General features: G+C 52.1%; 16 protein-coding genes. 7 read left to right on the top strand and 9 right to left on the bottom strand.

Features of this window, described 5'->3' with window-relative positions:
- Both O71_RS23790 and O71_RS08010 read right to left on the bottom strand, forming a co-directional pair.
- Positions 1-71: putative quorum-sensing-regulated virulence factor (locus tag O71_RS23790; RefSeq protein WP_255345365.1), on the bottom strand; the 71-nt coding region annotated here is incomplete at its 3' end.
- Positions 72-454: 383 nt separating this feature from the next.
- Positions 455-1,315: a bestrophin family protein gene (locus tag O71_RS08010; RefSeq protein WP_007655208.1), complete on the bottom strand. Its 861-nt coding sequence runs from the start codon at positions 1,313-1,315 to the stop codon at positions 455-457.
- Positions 1,316-1,567: 252 nt separating this feature from the next.
- Here O71_RS08010 and O71_RS27165 point away from each other — a divergent pair, with 252 nt between their 5' ends.
- A complete protein-coding gene (locus tag O71_RS27165; RefSeq protein ID WP_369750898.1) occupies positions 1,568-1,828 on the top strand; it encodes a hypothetical protein in 261 nt (86 codons plus the stop codon).
- Positions 1,829-1,842: 14 nt separating this feature from the next.
- Positions 1,843-2,331, top strand: coding sequence for an oxygenase MpaB family protein (locus O71_RS27160; protein ID WP_369750897.1), 489 nt, complete (start codon positions 1,843-1,845; stop codon positions 2,329-2,331).
- An 82-nt stretch (positions 2,332-2,413) separates the two neighbouring features.
- On the opposite strand, the gene O71_RS08000 is transcribed toward O71_RS27160, so the two are convergent.
- From O71_RS08000 to O71_RS07990, 4 genes are all read right to left on the bottom strand, one after another.
- A complete protein-coding gene (locus O71_RS08000; RefSeq protein WP_007655207.1) occupies positions 2,414-3,475 on the bottom strand; it encodes an ArsO family NAD(P)H-dependent flavin-containing monooxygenase in 1,062 nt (353 codons plus the stop codon).
- Between the two features lie 276 nt (positions 3,476-3,751).
- Positions 3,752-6,352: a S41 family peptidase gene (locus O71_RS07995; protein ID WP_369750896.1), complete on the bottom strand. Its 2,601-nt coding sequence runs from the start codon at positions 6,350-6,352 to the stop codon at positions 3,752-3,754.
- Positions 6,240-7,028, bottom strand: a complete 789-nt coding sequence (locus O71_RS27155) for a hypothetical protein (protein ID WP_369750895.1) — start codon at positions 7,026-7,028, stop codon at positions 6,240-6,242. Before O71_RS27155 ends, O71_RS07995 begins: the two co-directional genes overlap by 113 nt.
- A 60-nt stretch (positions 7,029-7,088) precedes the next feature.
- Positions 7,089-8,399, bottom strand: a complete 1,311-nt coding sequence (locus O71_RS07990) for an NCS2 family permease (RefSeq protein WP_040574002.1) — start codon at positions 8,397-8,399, stop codon at positions 7,089-7,091.
- 322 nt (positions 8,400-8,721) lie between these two features.
- On the opposite strand from O71_RS07990, the gene O71_RS21610 reads away from it, so the two are divergent.
- The 3 genes from O71_RS21610 (at position 8,722) to O71_RS07980 (ending at position 12,031) form a co-directional block, all read left to right on the top strand.
- A complete protein-coding gene (locus tag O71_RS21610; protein ID WP_007655205.1) occupies positions 8,722-9,438 on the top strand; it encodes a carboxypeptidase-like regulatory domain-containing protein in 717 nt (238 codons plus the stop codon).
- Positions 9,439-9,518: 80 nt separating this feature from the next.
- Positions 9,519-11,189: an outer membrane beta-barrel family protein gene (locus O71_RS07985; RefSeq protein ID WP_007655204.1), complete on the top strand. Its 1,671-nt coding sequence runs from the start codon at positions 9,519-9,521 to the stop codon at positions 11,187-11,189.
- Between the two features lie 107 nt (positions 11,190-11,296).
- A complete protein-coding gene (locus tag O71_RS07980; RefSeq protein WP_007655202.1) occupies positions 11,297-12,031 on the top strand; it encodes a Mut7-C RNAse domain-containing protein in 735 nt (244 codons plus the stop codon).
- Between the two features lie 78 nt (positions 12,032-12,109).
- Here O71_RS07980 and O71_RS07975 read toward each other — a convergent pair whose 3' ends face one another.
- The 3 genes from O71_RS07975 to O71_RS07965 form a co-directional block, all read right to left on the bottom strand.
- The gene (locus tag O71_RS07975) at positions 12,110-12,361 is read right to left on the bottom strand and encodes a hypothetical protein (RefSeq protein WP_007655196.1); all 252 of its coding nucleotides are present in this window, start codon (positions 12,359-12,361) and stop codon (positions 12,110-12,112) included.
- A 226-nt stretch (positions 12,362-12,587) separates the two neighbouring features.
- Complete coding sequence (locus O71_RS07970; protein ID WP_007655194.1) at positions 12,588-13,661, bottom strand: 3-oxoacyl-ACP synthase III family protein; 1,074 nt, start codon at positions 13,659-13,661, stop codon at positions 12,588-12,590.
- Between the two features lie 164 nt (positions 13,662-13,825).
- Complete coding sequence (locus O71_RS07965; protein WP_007655193.1) at positions 13,826-14,524, bottom strand: CatA-like O-acetyltransferase; 699 nt, start codon at positions 14,522-14,524, stop codon at positions 13,826-13,828.
- A 124-nt stretch (positions 14,525-14,648) separates the two neighbouring features.
- On the opposite strand from O71_RS07965, the gene O71_RS07960 reads away from it, so the two are divergent.
- Positions 14,649-15,275: an OB-fold-containig protein gene (locus tag O71_RS07960; protein ID WP_007655192.1), complete on the top strand. Its 627-nt coding sequence runs from the start codon at positions 14,649-14,651 to the stop codon at positions 15,273-15,275.
- Positions 15,276-15,280: 5 nt separating this feature from the next.
- Positions 15,281-16,348, top strand: coding sequence for a flotillin family protein (locus O71_RS25450; RefSeq protein WP_237717767.1), 1,068 nt, complete (start codon positions 15,281-15,283; stop codon positions 16,346-16,348).
- The last annotated feature ends 46 nt before the right edge of the window (positions 16,349-16,394 follow it).

The raw sequence follows: 16,394 nt of genomic DNA, 5'->3' as shown, positions 1-16,394 counted from the left end.
GTGTCCTTGTACTTGCCAAAGGGCATTTTCATACGGACCAGCTCTGTGAGCATGGATGAGTCAGGTTGCATGGGCATGGTAGTTTCCCCAAAGATAAGGTATAGCTGACAAGCACAAAAAAAGCCTCCCGAAACAGGAGGCTTTTTATTTCATCATGGCAGGGTGATGTTACATTTTACTCTAACTACAGGTGTTTTCAACTTCAGTAAAATTGTAATTTCTTCATTCTGAACAAATTCGAAATGTGTTGATCCAGCCTGAAATAGCAAAATGTTATTAGCCGTTTGGCTGCTGTGAATACGGGCGAATGTTTTAAAGGATACAGATAAACCTATATTTTCGAGAGGAAATATAGGAGGAGTTTTGTAAAGGACTGGGAAAGAGTGAAATAATTTAATGTGTCAGAATATAATTATTTCATTGTCGCGAGCAGAGCCTAACGGGAACGGGAGTTTTAATCCAGCACTTCGCTCACATGCTTGCGGATGTTGTGGCAGATCTGGTCAACAGGCAAATCGTTCGGGTCAGTGCCAAATGGGTTCTCGATCTCTTCGGCAATCAGCTCCAGACTGGCCAGGGCATACAGAATCAGGATAACGACCGGTATCACGTAATAGCTCAGGCTGAATACCCAGCCAAAGGGCAGCGTCATAACATAGAAGAAAATAAACTTCTTGATGAAGACGCTGTAGGTAAAAGGTATAGGCGTGTTCTTGATGCGCTCGCAGGCACCGCAGTGATCAGTCAGAGCTCTGATGTCTTCGTTGAGCACGAGCATCTGTGCCGTGTCAATTTTCCCCTGTTTATACATGGTATTCAGACGTACATACATGCCGGCGGCTACCTGGTTGGGCAGGTGTTTTTCTTTCTTCAGGTCGAGCACGGGATCCAGCTCACGGAAATCCTCGTTTTCGCGCAGCAGGCATTTAAGAGCAAAGGCGTAGTTCGGGATCATCAACCTGAAAAAGCGACGGTCGTCTTTGTCAGTTGCGATGGCCTGCAGTTTGATGGCCAGGTTACGGGAACTGTTGGTGATACCGCCCCATATCTTGCGGCCTTCCCACCAGCGGTCGTAGGCGGTGTTGGTGCGGAACACCAGCAAAAGCGAGATGACAAAACCCAGCACGCTATGCATCATGCCTACGTTGCGGATGTACTGCGTCTCAGAAAGGTTCAGGAAGTTCAACTCTACGTAGGCAACCAGACCGGCATAGACGCCCACACCCAGCATAAGGGGCAGGAGTTTCCTGAAGGTGTCGGCCTTCGAGAAACGGAATATGAAAACGAACCAGTCTTTGGGGTTGTAGTTGATCATAAAAAAGAATCCGCTTAGCCCGTCCCTAAGTGAGCGGGCAGGCTAAGCGGGGTTCAGCTCGGCTAAAAGTTGAGCCTAAAGATAAGTACAAATTTTTTTAATGCGCAAGCCTCTGCTCCAAAAATAAATATGGTATTTTATTTATGTGTTTGATTATCAGTTGTATATACCAACATAGGGCTCTCCAGACTGCAGGGGACTAAAAATGAGCCCCTTTCAGCACATTTTAGCCTATACCTTTGTTCTAACGATATGGAATACTTTGTAAAGCAGGGCAGTGTGGTGCGTGAGATCTGGGGAAAGGGCGATACCATCCTCTTCATTTTCGCGGGCGCCTCAGCCGAATTTGCACTCAACAAAGCGGTGGACTGGCTCTACTTCACCGGCCGGCTTCCCGCTGACCCGCTGGGCCGCTTGTTCTCGACAGTAGGCTATGCCCGCCAGATTGTGTTCTCCAGTCTTGATGGGGCCCACAAAGCGATCGATACGATGGCCAAGATTCACGCCGGGTAGAGTCTAAACGCGGGATGTCTATACCTGACTGGGCATATCGTGACGTGCTGTTTATGCTGATCGACTATTCCATCCGCTCCTTTGAGTTACTGGAGCGGAAGCTTTCTGATGCCGAGAAGGAAAGTGTGTTTGAAGTGTTCTGGCGGGTAGGTACACGCATGGGGCTTCAGGGGCTGCCGGATAGTTACCAGTCCTGGCTCCACATGCGGCAGCGCCACTTAGAGGAAAACCTGGCAGCAAGCCACTTTACCACCGATCTGTACAAACAGTATCGCAAGCACCTGGGTCCGGTCCGGTATAAGCTGTTGCTAGAGGGGCAGAAACTGATCGTGCCACCGATTGTGCGCGAGCAGCTTGCATTGGGTAAGTGGTCCGTCCTGAAACCAGTGCTGTCTGTCTACAAACTCAGCCGCCGGTTGCGTGCCGACTGGTTGATCAAGTCCCTGATCCTGCCACCGGCTTATAAGAGCGAAATAAAGGAACTGGATGTACACCCAGCCTAAAGAACTGCTGGCAATCCTTTGGTCGGTTTTTTATGTTAAATAAGTGCGTCTATACTTTTTTACCAGCTATACCTAAGTGCGTCTATACCTGCTCCAGGTGTTTTTGAATTTCCGCAACAGTTTGCCGGGCGCTCCTGCCCACTCCGATGAGGGTGGCGGAGGCGAAGCCGGTCCAGTTGCCATAGCCTACCAGCCAAAGCCCCGGCTGCTGTGTTGACCTGGAGCCCTCGACAGCTACTCTTCCTTTTTCGTCGCGCTCCAACTGCAGGCAGGCGAGGTGGTCCAGTGCATAGCGGTAGCCCGTGCACCAGATCACGGCATCAATCTTCTCTTGTTTACCATTTTGCCAGACAACACCCTGCTCATAGAAGCGCAAGAAGGGACGCACCGTGTGTAATGCTCCCCGATCACGGGCTTTCTTCACCGGCGGCACCATCACAATATTGCCGACATGAAACTGTGAGCTGTTCACCTCCCGCCCATGCTGCATGGCATAGTAACGCGCCGACGCCTGGTCAAAAAGCACACGCCCGTCCACATCGTCCGGCAGAAAGGTTACTTCCTCCAGTGTTACCCAGCTTGTATCCGCCACTTCCGATACTTCAGCCAGAATCTGCGCCCCGGAGTTACCGCCGCCTACGATCAGCACCCGCTTTCCGGAGAACGGCTCCGGTTTTTTGTAGGCAGCCGAGTGCAATTGCTTTCCTTTGAATTTATCAGCGTCTGGGATGTCAGGTATGAAAGGCTTTCGGAAGGAGCCGGTGGCACTAATGACGGTGCGGGTATAGTAAGTCTTCTCCTTGGTTTTAATCACGTAGAGGCCATCTTCAAAACAGACATCCTGTACATGTACAGGCCTTTCTACCGGTACTTTATACCTGTTCTCGTACTGCGTCAGGTAGTCGATCACCTCGTCACGGGAAGGGTACTCGTCCTTGCTCTCCGGCATCAACCAGCCAGGCAGACTGCTGAAGGCAGCAGGGGAGAAGAGGGTGAGGGAATCCCAGTAGTGTCGCCAGGAAGCGCCGGGAGCCTGCTGGTCATCCAGTAACAGGTAATTGAGATTTGCCCGGTTCAGGTAGTAGCCACAGGCCAGCGCACTTTGTCCACCGCCAATCACGATGGTGTCGTAGATCTTTTGCATGTCAGGTAAGCTGTTGATGTGGGAAGATACGGGATTTAAGCTTTTCTGTCATTTCGGACAGAGCGATAAATCCGGAGTATTGCTTCGATCTTGAAATAATTCAGATCTCTCCTTTCGTCGAGATGACAGATTAGGTAAGCTACCTGCTTTAGGGAAAGGAAGGAGACGAATTGAGGTATGCTGCGTCAGGTATAACTAATTAAAACCCAGGTATAGCCGAGGCAAAAACAAAACGCCCCGACCAGAGCCGGGGCGTTTCCTATACCTGCGGGTAGCTTATTTCTGAGCGCTTCCCTGAGTTTCTATATCTTTCAGCAGTTCGCGAACGGCTGCCTCCAGTTGCTGGTCTTTGCCTTTACTTACCAGTTCGTATTCGTTCGCCACTTTCACGTCTGGCTCAGTCTGCAGGTTCTCCAGGTACTGTCCCTGCACATCCTTTACGCCCAGTGGTGGCACGCCCCATCGCACTGATCCGTTCTGCAGCATTTCCCAGCCGGCGAAGGTACAGGTGCCCGGTACCGGCATACCTACCAACTTGCCCAGCTTCAGGTCAGCATAGCTGAAAGCGAAGCAGTGTCCGTCGCTGTAGTTGGCTTCGTTGGCAAGCGCAATACTCGGCTTGGTCCATCGGAACGAAGGCTCAATACCCATGGAGCGGGTATCGGTGGTGTAGTCGAGGAACTTCTTGCCACTCAGGAACATGGCGAGGTCTGCTACCAGGTCACCGCCGCCGTTGTTGCGGGTGTCTACCACCATACCTTTGCGGTTGGCGTATTTGCCCATTACCTCTTCATACACTGTGCGGTAGCTTGGGTCGTTCATGCCCGGTATGTGCACGTAACCCAGTTGCCCGTTGCTCAGGCGATCTACCTCCTCGGCGTTGCGGCGTACCCAGCGCTTGTACAGCAAGGCATTTTCCTCGCTTTGCGAGATAGGCTTCACGGTGATATCTCTTCTGTTTTTGCCATTGGCATCCATCACAGTGAGCAGGGTATTCTTGCCTGCTTTGCGGTTCAGGAACTGCGCCAGGTCCTTGTCCGGTGTAATGGTTTCGCCATCGATCTTCTCGATGATCATGCCTGCCTGCAGGTTCATACCCGCCTTAGTCAGCGGTCCCCCCACGATCACCTCGTCCAGTTTGATGCCGTTGCCGGTATAGGTCTGGTCGTAGAAGATGCCCAATGAGGCAGTAGCGTCACCGTTCGGATCGTTTTTGCTGTAGCTGGCGCCGGAGTGCGATACGTTCAGCTCGCCCAGCAGTTCGCTCAGCATTTCAGTGAATTCATGGTCGTTGCTGATGTGAGGTAAATAAGCCTCGTAGTCAGCCTTCAGCTCATCCCACTTAGCGCCGTGATAGCCGGCGGTGTAGAAGGTCTGCTTTGTGCGGCGCCACACGTGCTCGAACATAAAGGCACGCTCGGCGGCGGCATCCAGGTTCATCTCGCCGTCGATCTTCACGGTTTCCTGCTTCGTGCTGTTACTTGGATCCAGCTTCACGATCTTACCATCCGACTCCAGGAAAATGTTCTTCTGCTCTTTGTCCCATACCATGCTGGCGCGGTTGGCGTTGAGGGTCACCAGCATTTTGGTTTCCTTGCTGCGCAGGCTCGTGGACCATAGGTTGTAGCCTTTCTCAAACTTAGCCAGGTAGTACAGTGTTTCTCCGTCTTTCGACACCAGTGCGTCCGACAGGTTGGAAGAGTGCAGCGTCAGTTTCGCTTTGCGGTAGTTCAGGCCCTCCCAATCGATCTGCAGCTCTTCTTTTTTAGGAGCGTCGTCTTTCCTGGCTTTTTTCTTCTTGTCCTGCTCTTTTTCCTTCTCCTTTTCTTTGGCCGCTTTTTCTTCCTGTTCCTTCAGCAGGGCATAATCCTCTTTGCTGAGTCTGAACTTGTCGAAGGCGTCCTGGGTGAAGAACATGGCGTATACGTCGGCCTGTGCGCCACCGCTGTTGGCCTGGCTGCGCATACCGTCACGGGTACTGTTCCAGATCATCATCTTGCCGCCCTGCATCCATTTCGGAGCAAAGTCATTGTAGCCGCTTTCGGTCAGGTTGATCTTCTTGCCTTTGCCGTCTGCCGAAATAATGCCCACCTCGCCATTGGCGAAGCCTGGCTCAGAGTACTCGAACAGCAGCCATTTGCCATCCGGGCTCCAGGTATAATATTGGTCGTTGTCGCGCATGGAGAAGAGCTCCTGCGTCGTCAGCAGCGTGCGTACCTGCTTGCTGGCCAGGTTGAGCACCTTCAGGGTCATGCGGTCTTCCAGGAAAGCCACTTCTTTTCCGTCCGGAGAATAAAGCGGGGAGTAGTTCTCCTTGTCGTTTTCGATCAGTGGCGTTTCCTTCAGCAGGGTAGAGGCATAGAAGTAAGGCTCCTCCTCGCGTACGATGTCCGTCTTGTAGATCTTCCAGCTCTTGCCGCGCTCGCTGGCATAGAGCAGCGACTTACCGTCAGGGGAGAAGCTCACGCTGCGCTCCTGCTCCGGCGTGTTGGTGATGCGCTTGGTCACAGAACCCTCTACGGCGCTCACAAACACCTCTCCGCGGTAAATGAAGGCAACCTCCTTGCCGTTAGGTGACACGGCCAGATCACGTATGCCATTGCCCACTGATAGGATGCTCTCATTATTACTCTTGGCATCTGTCGCGATGCGAATGTTCACTTTCTGCGCCTGACCGTTCGGTTTGCGGGTATAGAGCTCGCCGTTCTGGCTAAAGGAAAGCGTCCCGTCCTTGGCAGCGGTCAGGAAGCGCACCGGGTGCTTCTCAAACCTGGTCACCTGCTCTGGTTTGGCAGGGCCCTTGGCGGCCATGCTGTACACGTTGAAGGTACCGCTGGCCTCGCTCAGGAAGTAGATGGTTTTTCTCGTTATCAGCAAAAACAGGGTTGCGATCCTCGCCTTCGTAGGTTGTCAGCTTGGTGTGCTTGCCGGATTTGGTGTCGTAAGACCAGATGTCACGTGCTACGGAGGACACGTGGTGTTTGCGCCAGCTATTCTCGCCGCCTTTCCGGTCGTGGTAGAGCATGGTACTGCCATCGCGGCTCAGCTTCACGTCCTCGGCTGGTGTAGTGAGTACCTGCTTCACGCGACCACCCGCAACAGCGACCTGGTACAGCTCCGAATGATAGGCGGTTGGGTACTGGCGGTTGCTGGCTGCGTCGAGGCGGGTAGAACCGAAGTATACCGTTTTGTTGTCGTGGCTGAACTCGTACGGGAATTCGTTTGCTGAGTGGTAGGTAATGCGCTGGGCTGTACCACCAGTGGCCGGCATCACAAAGATGTCGAAATTGCCGTAGCGGTCGCTGGCGAAGGCGATGGACTTGCCATCGTGGCTCCACACCGGCATGAAGTCATGCGCCTCGTGCAGGGTGAGTGGAACGGCCGTGCCACCCGCTGCCGGTACGGTATAAAGGTCTCCTTTGTACGTGAAAACGATGGTTTTGCCATCAGGGGAAATAGCCGGGTAGCGCATCCAGGAAGGTGCGTTCTGTGCAGCAACTGAAAGCGCCGATCCGGCGGTCAGCAATGCTGCTAAAGCATACTTTTTGATCATTGGGTTCGGATTGAAAGTCCTAATTTAAGGATTTGTGGGAAAAATATACGAGGTAATTGCTTAATGCGACTGCATCACGAGCGCCAGCACACTAAATGCGACAATCACCCACAGCGTAGGCGATATGGTTCTGGCGTTTCCGGTGGCGACCTTGAGTACAGCCCAGCTCAGAAAGCCCCAGATGATGCCCTGTGAAATAGAGTAGGTAAAGGGGATCAGCACCATGGCCAGAAAGGCAGGTATGGCTTCATCCATCTTCAGCCAGTTGATTTTGACAACCGGTCTTACCATAAAGGCACCAACCAAAACCAGGGCCGGAGCAGTCGCAATGGCCGGAATCATGGAGAGGAGCGGAGCCAGAAAAAGGAAAGGTAAAAACAACAAACCACCTACCACCGCAGTCAGTCCAGAGCGGCCGCCGGCCTCAATTCCGACCGCCGACTCCACATAGGCCGTGCCGGGGCTGGAGCCGAGCAAACCTGCAATAGTAGTAGACATGGCATCAGCTGTTAGAGAACGGGCTACATTGCGTGGTTCCCCGTGCTCATCTGTCAGGTTGGCGGCTTCGGCCAAACCTACAAAGGTGGAAAGACTGTCAAACAAATCGGTGAAGACGAAAGCGAAGATCACCGGAAAGACAGCAAACTGCAGCGAATTTATCAGATCCAATTGTAGGACCAGGCTAAAGTCGGGCGTAGAAAAGAGTCCCTGCCAGCTGATAACCGGATCAGCCTCCATGGCCCACCAGCGACCCAGCGGATAAGCCGCCAGGGTAGTCAGCACAATACCGATCAGGATGGCTCCCGTTACGTTGCGTGTGATCAGGACCGCCATCAGAAATAGCCCACCCAGAAAAGTAAGGACTGACGGCGAAAGCGGACCAAGGCCAACAGTCGTAGCCGGATTGGATACAATGAAGCCGGCATTGGCAAAACCGATGAGGGTGATGAACAGTCCTATGCCTGCGGCGATGGCGTAACGCAAAGGGCGGGGGATGGCCTTGACAATCAGGGTGCGTACCTTGAAGACCGAGAGCAGCAGGAAGATGATGCCTGACCAGAAAACAGCTCCCAAAGCCACTTGCCACGTGATGCCCATGCCCATCACCGCAGAAAAAGTGAAGAAAGCATTCAGCCCCATGCCTGGCGCCACAATAATCGGATTGCGGGCATAAATTCCCATCATCACGCTACTGAAGAAAGACACCAAGACCGTCGCCGTCAACGCTCCCGAAAAAGGCATTCCCGCCTGACTCAAAATGGATGGATTAACGACAACTATATAAGCAGTGGCCAGAAACGAGGTGAGCCCAGCCAGGACCTCTGTCCGAATGTTCGTGTTATTCTTTTTTAGCTCAAAGTATGACTCCATGCTCGGACGTGGGTTAGCAAGGTATGACGGTTTAATATTAGGCAATTTATACGGAGATATCTTAACAAAATGTTAAAGTCCGGTATTGCGCTCAACTTTTTCTTGCTTTAAAGCAACCCTTCACTTACAACACTTCTCTTTTGCTTTAAACTTGCCTGATCGGATTGTCCATTTTTAAAACACAGTGTTCATTATCAGACACATAGATAGAACAGGTGTCGGTTGAATATGGTCTAATGTGTTGAAATAAAGCATTTTATGTTGTTGGCATGCAATTAGAATAAGGATAAATAAACTATGAAAAATATTTAATCCAGTCCACATGAAAAATCCTCTATCTATCCAGTCTCAACTTAATGGCAAGGTGCTGTTGCTGGTGCCATTGTTATGTTTCATTTTCACAGCCGCCTCGGCACAGCAGGCCACCATATCAGGCAAAGTGCTGGAAACAGCTAACAAGCCGATGGGCTACGCCAACGTGCTGCTTCTGCAGGCGGCAGACTCTTCTCTCGTGAAAGGGACACTCTCTGACGAGAGCGGTGCTTTCCTGTTCGAAGGTATAGCCGTTGGCAGGTATAAGGTCGTGGCGAGTATGGTAGGTTTCGGCAAGTCAAAGGCTATGGAAGCGAATGTAAGCTCCGAGTCAGAAGCGCTGAAACTGAATCCGATTATGATGAGTCAGTCTGCCACGGCGCTGAAGGAGGTCGTGATCGAAGCACAGAAGCCGCTAATCGAGCAGCATCTCGACAAAACGGTGCTGAATGTGGAGAACAGCATTGTATCAGCTGGCAACACGGCCCTGGAAGTGCTGGAGAAGGCGCCGGGCGTGGTGATCGACCAGAATGACAACATCAGCATGCGCGGGCGCCAGGGCATGATCGTGATGGTGGACGGAAAGCAGGTACCGATGTCGGGTGCTGAACTGGCCAACATGCTGCGCGGCATGTCAGCCAGCAGCGTGGAGAAAATCGAGCTGATCACCAACCCATCGGCGAAGTATGATGCGGCCGGCAACTCGGCATTATCGACATCCGCCTGAAGCGTGATAAGAGCCTGGGTACAAACGGAACATTCAACGCTTCGTACGGACAGGGGCGCTTCGCCAAGTCAAACCAGGGAGTGCAGCTGAATCACCGTACCAAAAAGTTTAACTTCTTCGGAAGCTATAACTATGTGCTGCGCAAAGACTTCAATGACCTGGATATCTACCGCCGCTTCCTGGACGAGAACGGCAACTTCATAGGCGCTTATGATCAGCAGAACAGGTTTGACTTTACGCTGAACAATCACACCGGCAGAGTAGGGGCTGATTACTTTTTGTCTCCTAAAACAGTGTTGGGCGTAATAGCCAGTGGATTCGTGTCTGACTTAGACCGCGGAACAAACAACCGCTCCAGTGTGATCAATGCAGCTGGCGTACCCGAATCGTCTTTCATCACCACTGCCGATGTAGAGCATGGACGCCGCAACCAGGCTTATAATTTCAACCTGAAGCACACGATCGACAGTGTAGGTCGTGAGATCACGGCCGATGTGGATTATATCGCATACCGCAATACGGATGTGCAGAACTTCATTACCAATTATTACAACCTGAGCAATGAGCAGATCCGCAGTCCCTACCTGCTGTACGGTACCCTGGACGGTGAGCTGACCATCAAATCAGCACGTGCAGACTACCGTCAGCCACTGGCTGCGATCGGTGGCAATTTTGAGGCTGGTGTAAAAAGTAGTTTGGTTACGGCCGACAACAACCTGGCCTTTTTTGATCGCAGCAACGGCGGCAATGTGCCGGATACCGACAAGAGTAACCACTTCCTGTATGACGAGAACATCAACGCGGCCTACGTCAATGCGAATAAGAAATGGGCGAAAGCAGGTTTGCAGCTAGGGCTTCGTCTCGAAAATACGATTGCCAAGGGCAGACAAGTTGTAGGTGATGATGACTTTAAACGCAACTATACCCAGCTGTTCCCGAGCGCAGCGGTTAACTATAGCCTGAGCAAGAAGCATGACCTGGGGATGTCTGTAAGTCGCCGCATCAACCGTCCGTCCTACAACCAGCTCAACCCGTTTAAGAACTTCCTGGACCCAAGCACCTACGCAGCGGGAAATCCTGCCCTGAAGCCGGAGCTTTCCTACTCCTTCGAGCTGACCCACACCTTTGATCAGCGTTTCATCACCAAACTGAGCTACAGCCACACCACCGATGTGATGGTGAATGTGCTCTCGCCAGACCCGAATGCAGAGAAGCTGGTGGTGCAAACCTTCCGCAACCTGGCTACACTCGACTACTATGGCCTGACTCTGACTGCGCCTTTCTCGATCGGGAACTGGTTCAACAGCGTGAATAACGGCACACTCTACTATGGTCACTACAAAGGTTTTTTGGCTGAAACAGACCTGAGCAACGGTCGCCCTACTTTCAACTTCAACTCAAACAACACCATCAAACTGCCAAACGACTGGTCAGCGGAACTGGTAGGCGTTTACCGCAGCCGCGAGGTATATGGCTTCCTGGAAGTTGACCCGATCTGGTTTATGTCGGCAGGTGTGCAGAAGCAGTTCTGGGACAGAAAGGCAAGCGTGAAACTCAATGTGTCGGACATATTCTTTACCAACAAAGCCAACGGTTATACCGCCCTGGCCCGTTATGAAGAGAACTTCTACCAGCGCCGAGACACGCAGGTGGCCACCCTGAGCTTTAACTACCGCTTTGGTCAGGCGCAGTCTGGTCCGTCCCGCCGCCGCACAGGCAGTGCCGAGGAAGAGACAAGAAGAGCGAATTAAGTGATAAATAGTGTAAAGACTGGTTTTTGTTAGTTGATAAACCGCCCGGGCCTTGTCCGGGCGGTTTTATCTTGTGATGCGTATACCTTGGCTATACCTTTTACCTCATGTCCCACATTGCCCACTTCCGGTTTCACGGTTCCCTGAACGATTTTCTGCGCCCACGCCAGCGCAACACCAGCATCAGCTATACCTATGCCGAGCACCAAACATTGAAGGATATGATGGAAGCGATGGGGGTGCCGCATGTGGAGGTGCGGGAAGTGCTGGTGAATGGGGAGCGGTCTTCTCTAAGTCAGCGGCTGGAGGAGCAGGCGCAGGTGGAGGTATACCCTTTTGAAGGCGGGGAAGCGGAGCTGCTGGCAGGTATAGCGGAGCGTCGATTCGTGCTGGACGTGCACCTCGGCACGCTGGCCCGCTCCCTGCGCATGCTGGGCTTCGACACGGTATACGAGCAGCACCTGCACGATGCGGAACTGGTACGGCTGGCCTATGAGGAGCAGCGCATCCTGCTGACGCGGGATGTGAACCTGCTCAAGCACAAGGCTATACCTGCGGGCTACTGGCTGCGCTCACAACAAACCGAAGAGCAACTGCAGGAGGTGATCAGCAGGTATAAATTGGCGGATCAGCTTCGGCCTTTTACCCGCTGCATGGTGTGCAATGGCCACATTGTGCAGGTTGAAAAACAGGAAGTGCTGGAGCAAGTGCCGCCTAAAACCAGGCTATACTTTGAGGAGTTTTACCAGTGCCAGCAGTGCAGACGGGTATACTGGAAGGGCTCGCATTATGAGCGGATGCAGGAGTTGGTTAGGCAGATAGAAGCTCAGGGAGAGGTATAGGAGCCGGTTATTTGTTCAGGCTTGGATGGGAGTCTGATAGAATCGATGGCCTCGATTGATGGAGTAGAGAAGATCCTTTTACCTCCTGCTGTCGAACCACTTGATCAGGCTCACATACACCACTGCCTGCGGAAAGGTAATCAAAAAACTATAGGTAAATCGGGTAGCCCAGTCGGCAAAGAAGTTGACGCTGTCCTGGGAGGCGATAAAGCTGTTGACAAGGCAAAGTGGTGTAGCAACCAGCGCCACAAATCGCAGCGTAGGCTTTAGGTGTCTGAAGAAAAAATAACTCTGAAGTTTTGGCTTCAACACAAGCAGCAAATTCTTCATTTAATCAGGTATAAAAATAAAATATTCCCTCTGCTTAGCACATCTGCCAGAGCAGATTATAGCCACTAGCAGGTATACAATTTTGCCCGGCACTATGTTAATGCAATTTACAAAAAATTAAGGGTAAGCGAAGTATTTGAGTAGAGTAATAGACCCCCGATTTATACAAACAGGAAGTCCCCGCTAGCAGTAGCAAGGACTTCCTGTTTAGCCTCTGAATCTGGAGCTATACCCTGTAGCAGATCGCGTTTATGTTCATACCTGCCCCCACGGAAGCGAACAGAATGATGTCGCCGTCGTTGAGTTCGTGCTTCTCATCCTGGCCTCTGCGCACAATGTCGTAGAGCGTCGGCACGGTGGCCACGGAGCTGTTGCCCAGGTAGTGGATGCTCATCGGCATGATATCTTCCGGAATGTCGCGCCGGCCGTAGAGTTTGAAGAGCGCCTGTATCATACCCTCGTCCATTTTCTCGTTGGCCTGGTGGATGAATACCTTTTTCACGTCCTTGATATCCACGCCACACATATCCAGGCACTCCTTCATGGCCTCGGGTACCAGCTTGATGGCGTACTCGTATACCTTGCGGCCTTTCATTTTGATGTAGCGCACCCGCGGATCACCGTCCGGCATGTACGATTTGTTCATGTTGATGTAGTAGGCCTCCTCCACACTATGACTGCGGGCGCAGCTGGCCAGTATACCGCTGCCTTCTTCGGGCACTTCGCGGTACTCCACCACAGAGGCTCCGGCGCCATCGCTGAAGATCATGCTGTCGCGGTCGTAGAGGTCGATGACCCGGGAGAGGGTTTCGGCCCCGATCACGAGTGCTTTGCGGGCCATACCTGCCTTGAAAAAAGCATCGGCCTGAATTACACCCTGCACCCAGCCCGGACAACCGAACAGGATATCGTAGGCCACACAGTTCGGGCTCTTGATCTTGAGGTTGTGCTTCACGCGGCTAGCAAGTGCCGGCACGGCATCCGACTGAATCGTACCCTCAATCACGTTGCCGAAGTTGTGGGCCACAATGATCATGTCCAGCGTTTCGGGGTCGATGCCGCTGTCCCGGATCGCCTCTTCAGCAGCCAGGGTTGCGATGTCGGAGGTAGTCAGGTGAGAGGCCACGTAGCGGCGCTCGGCTATGCCTGTTATTTTCTGAAACTTCTCGACGACCACATTCGGACAGACCCCGATCGGGACGTTCTGTTCTGTGTAAAAATCGTGAGAGGTAAAATCCTGGTTGGTTTTTACTTCTGTCGGAATATAACTGCCGGTGCCAGTGATAACGGATCGCCACATATTGGTAGGTTGAAAGGTGAAGAAGTTTCAGGTAGGGACAAACCCCTACAGCTACACAATATATTGATTATCACTATATAGGCCAAGAGAAATCTATCTAAAATGTTTAAACATTATTGTGCTTTATACCGAGGTCAGGTATAGCGCAAGAAATAAGTAGAATTCTACAAGGTATAGCCTCGAATCACCTGGCCGAGCTCCTCCATAAACAGGTGCAGGTGGTAGCCGTCCGCCAGCGCATGGTGCAGCCCGACACTGATGGGCAGGTATACCTTGTCACCGCGCATTTCCAGTTTGCCGTAGCCGATCTTCGGTACGCCCGGGTCTTCCTGACCAATTGAAAAGGCATGCTCCATCCCTTTAAAAGTAAACCAGGGCAGAGTAGTCATGTGCAGCAGGTCTACACCCTGATGGCCGTTGAAGAGCTTCGTACTTTTCTTTACTTCCGCTATAATGCGTGCCCCTTCGGCACAGAAGTCCTCCAGCTTTTCGTGGTAGGGGAAGTGGGTAAAGGCGATCTGCTTGTTGTCCTTTAGGATGGTGGTGGACAAATCCAGTCCGCTATACCTAACAACCTGCCCGTTTTCGATGCGGAGCAGGAAGCTTTCCGTATTTCGGGCGGCCTGCACGGTGGCATGCATGTAAGCCAGCGAAATGGACAGGCCCTGCTGTTTGCAATACTGGTAAAGCGGCGTGATATCGGCCTCGGTGTGTACGTTAAAAAAGGGTTGGGTGAAGGTGTTGAAAAAGCGGAACGTCTCTTCGCGGTCCCATCCTTCGACAGGTATAATTTCTTTGCTGTAGCGGTTTTGCATGTATAAATCAGGGCAGGCTTTGTGCAGACTGCCATTGGTAAACTTCATTGCAAAGATAGTGGATGCCGCGCATTTCTGATTTTTTCTGTGCTTTCAATGCAAAAAGTATATGCTTTGTTATGAATATTCTTTTATATTTATAGCACAATACACCTTATCCCTGCTTTTGCCTATGAACGAACTTATACAAGCTACATTTTCTTCCGTCAACATCCTCCCAACTGCCTTACTGCTCTTCGTCATGCTGTACTGGCTTGCCGTGATCTTCGGTTTGCTGGACCTCGACTTTTTTGATGTGGAAGTAGAGCCCGATGTGGATGCTGATGGCATATCGTCCGTGAGTTGGCTCAACAACGTGCTGGCCTTCTTCAACCTGGGCAAGGTGCCGTTCATGGTGTTCCTCACTTTCCTGGCGCTGCCTTTCTGGGCGATCTCCATCCTGGCCAACTACTACTTCAACGACGGCTATACCTTACTGGGGTGGCTATACCTGATTCCCTCTTTCATTGCCGCGCTGTTTGTGTCCAAATTCCTGACCATGCCCTTTGTGGGCGTCTTTGCGGCCCTGGAGAAAAAACATGAATCAGCTGCCAACATCATCGGGCAGATCTGCACGGTCATTCTGCCGGCAAATGGCACTGACATGGGGCAGGCCGCTGTGAAAACGACCGGTGCGCCGCTCTTGCTCAATGTCAGAACCACCCAGGGCTCCGCTGTGCAGAAAGGGGAGACCGCGCTCGTGCTCGAGTACAATGCTGAAAACAAATTTTACCTGATAGAACCTTACCAAACCATTTAATTCGCATGTTAGAATCTTTATCCCTGTCTATCGTCATCATGTTGGCGGTATTCGCTATTGGCTTAATTGTCTTTGTCATCAAAATGTACCATAAAGCCATACAAGGCGAAGCCATGGTACGTACCGGTCTGGGCGATACGAAAGTGTCTTTCTCCGGCATTTTCATCGTGCCGGTCATCCATAAGCTGGAGGTGATGGACATCACCCTCAAAACCATTGTAATCTCCAGAACAGGTTCCGAAGGCCTGATCTGTAAAGACAACATGCGTGCTGACATCAAAGTGAACTTCTTTTTGCGCGTGAACAAAACGCCGGAAGATGTGATCCAGGTGGCGCAGTCGATTGGCTGTAAACGTGCCTCCGACCACTCGGCACTGGAGAGCCTGTTCGACGCGAAATTCTCGGAAGCGCTGAAGACCGTGGGCAAGCACTTCGACTTCGTGGAGCTCTACAACAGCCGCGACGACTTCAAACGCCAGATCATCCAGACCATCGGTACCGACCTGAACGGCTACATCCTCGACGACTGCGCCATCGACTACCTGGAGCAGACGCCAATCCAGAACCTGAACGAAAACAACATCCTCGACGCCGAGGGTATCAAGAAGATCATTGACCTGACCGCCAAGCAGAAAGTGCAGGCCAACCTGATCGAGCGCGAGAAGCAGAAAACCATCAAGAAGCAGGATGTAGAAGCGCAGGAGACCATCCTGGAGCTCGAGAAACAACTGGCGGAGAACGAGGAAAAGCAGAAGCGCGAGATTGCCAACATCAAGTCCCGTGAGTTCGCCGAGATGGAGAAAGTGCGCCACGAAGAGCGCCTGAAAGCAGAGAAAGCCCGCATCGCGACGGACGAGGAAGTGAAGATTGCCGAGCAGAACAAAGACCGCCAGATCCTGGTGCTGAGCGTAGCAAGCAACGCACCGACGCCATCGAAACCGAGCGTGTGGAGCAGGCACGCTTGCTGGAAGCGAACGAGAAAGAGCGCATCGTGTCTTTGGCGCAGATCGAGAAAGAGAAAGCCATCGAAGAAGAGCGCAAGAACATACAGGGCATCATCCGCGAGCGTGTAACCGTGGAGAAAGCCGTGGTGGAGGAAGAAGAGAAGATCAAAGACAC

Origin of the sequence: Pontibacter sp. BAB1700, from assembly GCF_000277005.1 — a bacterium.
In the GTDB taxonomy this organism is placed as follows: Bacteria; Bacteroidota; Bacteroidia; order Cytophagales; family Hymenobacteraceae; genus Pontibacter; species Pontibacter lucknowensis.
This window is presented reverse-complemented; position numbering and strand designations above follow the sequence as displayed.

What these genes read in the sequence shown, in the direction of transcription:
- O71_RS08000 (WP_007655207.1), bottom strand. Translation starts at nt 3,475, where the DNA reads ATGCAAAAGATCTACGACACCATCGTGATTGGCGGTGGACAAAGTGCG.
- O71_RS07970 (WP_007655194.1), bottom strand. Translation starts at nt 13,661, where the DNA reads ATGTGGCGATCCGTTATCACTGGCACCGGCAGTTATATTCCGACAGAA.
- O71_RS07975 (WP_007655196.1), bottom strand. Translation starts at nt 12,361, where the DNA reads ATGAAGAATTTGCTGCTTGTGTTGAAGCCAAAACTTCAGAGTTATTTT.
- O71_RS27165 (WP_369750898.1), top strand. Translation starts at nt 1,568, where the DNA reads ATGGAATACTTTGTAAAGCAGGGCAGTGTGGTGCGTGAGATCTGGGGA.
- O71_RS07965 (WP_007655193.1), bottom strand. Translation starts at nt 14,524, where the DNA reads ATGAAGTTTACCAATGGCAGTCTGCACAAAGCCTGCCCTGATTTATAC.
- O71_RS21610 (WP_007655205.1), top strand. Translation starts at nt 8,722, where the DNA reads ATGAAAAATCCTCTATCTATCCAGTCTCAACTTAATGGCAAGGTGCTG.
- O71_RS07990 (WP_040574002.1), bottom strand. Translation starts at nt 8,399, where the DNA reads ATGGAGTCATACTTTGAGCTAAAAAAGAATAACACGAACATTCGGACA.
- O71_RS07980 (WP_007655202.1), top strand. Translation starts at nt 11,297, where the DNA reads ATGTCCCACATTGCCCACTTCCGGTTTCACGGTTCCCTGAACGATTTT.
- O71_RS07960 (WP_007655192.1), top strand. Translation starts at nt 14,649, where the DNA reads ATGAACGAACTTATACAAGCTACATTTTCTTCCGTCAACATCCTCCCA.
- O71_RS08010 (WP_007655208.1), bottom strand. Translation starts at nt 1,315, where the DNA reads ATGATCAACTACAACCCCAAAGACTGGTTCGTTTTCATATTCCGTTTC.
- O71_RS27160 (WP_369750897.1), top strand. Translation starts at nt 1,843, where the DNA reads ATGTCTATACCTGACTGGGCATATCGTGACGTGCTGTTTATGCTGATC.
- O71_RS25450 (WP_237717767.1), top strand. Translation starts at nt 15,281, where the DNA reads ATGTTAGAATCTTTATCCCTGTCTATCGTCATCATGTTGGCGGTATTC.
- O71_RS27155 (WP_369750895.1), bottom strand. Translation starts at nt 7,028, where the DNA reads ATGATCAAAAAGTATGCTTTAGCAGCATTGCTGACCGCCGGATCGGCG.